Here is a 3,126-nt window from a genome sequence, read left to right as displayed (position 1 = left end):
TGTTGTTAGTAAAAATACAATTCTCAACCACACCTGATCCTTTGAAATAAACTGCTCCACCCTCATCTTCAGCATGATTGTCCTTGAATGAAACATCCATGATGATTCCACCTACAGTGGCGATTGCACCACCATTATCTGCTGAGTTGCCGATGAACTCTCCATTGAATACGACATTCTCGAATGTTTCAAAGAAATTCACTCCTCCACCTCTAGGGGAAGTGTTGTTTATGAAATTGCTGTTGAATGTGATGTTGTATGGAGTGTGGCGGTAGTTTACGCCTCCACCGTTCAGGCTTGCATTGTTGTTTATAAAGTCACTGTTGAATATGCTGTTGGATGATGTGTCCTTGAAGGTTATTGCTCCACCGTTTCCGTTTTCTGAATCGACTTGGCCCAATGCACGGTTGTTTGTGAAATCTCCTGTGAAGTTATTCCCATCGGTAGTGTTGTGGAAAAACATTGCACCACCGCAGGATTTTGCAGTGTTGTTTATGAATTCAGTGTTGAATACGTTATTGTTTGCCTTGTTGTAGAAAAAGATTCCTCCACCATACAGTGCCCAATTGTCCCTGTAGATGCCTTCAAACCTGTTGTTGTCGGCTTGAGTATAAAGGAATATTGCTCCCCCACTGGCGGCCCTTGCCTCATTACCTGTGAATTCAGCGGTAAAATTATTGTTCATGGAGTTTCCACGCACAAATATTGCACCACCGCCTCTTTGAGCAACATTAGCTTTAAAGCAGCCATTGATTGTGATATTGCTGATTCCGCCTTTGAAGTATATTGCTCCACCGTTATTTGCCTGGTTATTGATGAATGTTGAGTTGATTTTAGAATCATTATAGGCCTTATCAACGTATATTGCTCCACCGGATGTATTAGCGGTGTTATTAATGAAATTACAGTTCACCACATCACCTGAACCCATGTAAACCGCACCACCAGCAGGTGCATTGTTAAAGGTGAAATTACAGTTAGCCAGATTACCTGAATCGATTGCGATAGCACCACCCAAGCCCTTCTGAGCAGTTATTTTATTGTTATTGAAATTGGAGTTTGACACATTACCTGAATCAATTACGACAGCACCGCCAAAGCCATCTTCAGCAATTGCAATATTGTTATTGAAATTGGAGTTTGACACATTGCCCGAATAAACTAGGGCAGCACCAGCATAAGCTGCGCTGTTATCAGTGAAATTGCAACCCTCAACATTACCCTCATCTATATAGATAGCACCGGAAGAGAGGCCTGCGTAATTATTGACAAAATTACAGTCAGTCACAGTACCTGATTCCATATAGACAGCACCACCAAAGTTTGCAGTGTTGTTGATAAAATGAGACCCTGCAATATCCACATTACCCTTTGCAAGGACAGCACCACCACAGTCGCCAGAAACCCCATTTAAAAATATGATATTGTTCAGGACGACATTGGCACCGCTTTCAATATGGAATATCCTTGATTTTTTCTGTGCATCTATTGCAAATCCGTTACCGTTGATTGTTAAGTTCTTAGTTATGCTTATTCCTTCAGTTATATTGTCTGCATCTATAGTGTAGGTGTAATTGCGTTCCAGATTGATTGTGCTTTTGTCTGAAGCGTCATCAATCAGTTTTTGAAGCTCGCCAAATTCCCCAGAGCTTGAGAGTTCATCTTCATCGGTTGCTTTCAGCTCAGCTCCATTATCATCTGTTTGTTCAAGCGTTTCGCTTGCCTGGAGGTTATCCTCGAGTGTTGAGGACACCTCGATTTGACTTGCATCTTCACTTGCCAGTGAGTCATCCATTTCACTCGCATATGCATTTGCGAGGCTCAATAGGAAAATGACAAGCGTCAGCAAGATTATTGTTTTTTTAATCTTCATATTAAATCTCCATTTTATGAAAAAATATGCTTTTCATGCTTGATAATTATAATGTTCAATTCTAAAGAAAAATAATAACTCATTTTCAATAAAATTAACTTAAATTAAATATACAATATGATGTTTATCATCGAAGCAATATATATGTATATTATTATAGGTGAAAATTCAGCGAAATTTAAAAATCAGATTTTTTAGGATAGTTTACAAACACAATGCAATATTGATATAAACTCGTTTAAAATTAAGTTAAATATTGATTTAAGAAAGTTATTTGCTATTTTTAACATTATTAAAATATTGCTTTGAACTTGAACTGATTAAGGCACATAGAATAGTTAACTTTATATTTAAGGAAAGCAATATACTAGTTTGTGACAGGAACATTATCCCAAAAATTATCAAAAGGAGAAGACATAATGTGTGAAACCTATCTAGACAAGTTCAAACAGGAAATGGAACCTGCTAAAAAAATCTATACTGAAGAAATCAAAAAATTAGCCGAAAATTATGATTTTTTAGGCGAAATGAAGATACGGGAAGAACCAGACATTGACACACAGGACTATGTCTATGTTTTCAAGAATTTGAACGGAACAAGCGAAGAGGTTCTTGACAAAACACTTAAGGAAATGTACATTCATATGAAGGCATTTTCAAAAGCAAATGGAATTAATGAATTTTGCAGAAATGCAATAATCTCCCTCGATGGTGATTTTGATGAATATTACTAGTTTACCCCAATTCCATTTATATCTTTTAACACTGCATTTTTTAAGAATTAAGAACCTTTTACTTCCAAAAAACTGCAATGAAAGATGTGTTGATGCAACTATAATCAATAGAGCTTACTACAGTTCTTATCTTTACTGCCAGTTATGGCTTGAAAAGGTTCATGGATTTAAGGTCAAGCATCCATGGGAATTTAAAAATGGTGAAAAACGCATTTGGAGAACACAAACAGGTCAGAAATGCACTGTATGATTTTGGTGAAGAGGACAGTAAAACATCATTAAAAAAATTGGCTGAATTAAGAAATAAGGCGGATTACCACCCAGATACAAAATTAACCTCCAAAGACCTCACCCATGCCATAAACCATATGGAAAAGATCTTCAACAACCTAAAATTCGACTAGATATTTTTTTTACACCCCCTGAAATTTTACAAACCCCATGCAATATTGATTTAAACTCGTTTCAAATTAAGTTAAATATTGATTTAAGAATGTTATTTGCTATTTTTAATATTAT

At 36.4% G+C, this 3,126-nt stretch carries 2 protein-coding genes and 1 pseudogene; 2 read left to right on the top strand and 1 reads right to left on the bottom strand.

What is annotated here, in order from left to right; genetic code table 11:
* Window positions 1-1,873: pseudogene (locus E7Z79_RS09635) on the bottom strand (hypothetical protein); the annotation flags it as partial.
* 374 nt (window positions 1,874-2,247) lie between these two features.
* Here E7Z79_RS09635 and E7Z79_RS09630 point away from each other — a divergent pair.
* Window positions 2,248-2,607, top strand: a complete 360-nt coding sequence (locus E7Z79_RS09630) for a hypothetical protein (protein WP_303739723.1) — start codon at window positions 2,248-2,250, stop codon at window positions 2,605-2,607.
* A gap of 161 nt (window positions 2,608-2,768) precedes the next feature.
* The gene (locus E7Z79_RS09625) at window positions 2,769-3,011 is read left to right on the top strand and encodes a hypothetical protein (protein WP_303739722.1); all 243 of its coding nucleotides are present in this window, start codon (window positions 2,769-2,771) and stop codon (window positions 3,009-3,011) included.
* Window positions 3,012-3,126: the final 115 nt, after the last annotated feature.

Origin of the sequence: Methanobrevibacter thaueri (assembly GCF_015062905.1) — an archaeon.
Classification (GTDB): domain Archaea; phylum Methanobacteriota; class Methanobacteria; order Methanobacteriales; family Methanobacteriaceae; genus Methanocatella; species Methanocatella thaueri_A.
Note: the sequence above shows the minus strand (reverse complement) of the source record. Positions and strands in the feature narration are given on the sequence as shown.

Coding starts and splice junctions, on each gene's coding strand:
- E7Z79_RS09625 (WP_303739722.1), top strand. CDS start 2,769: ATGGATTTAAGGTCAAGCATCCATGGGAATTTAAAAATGGTGAAAAAC.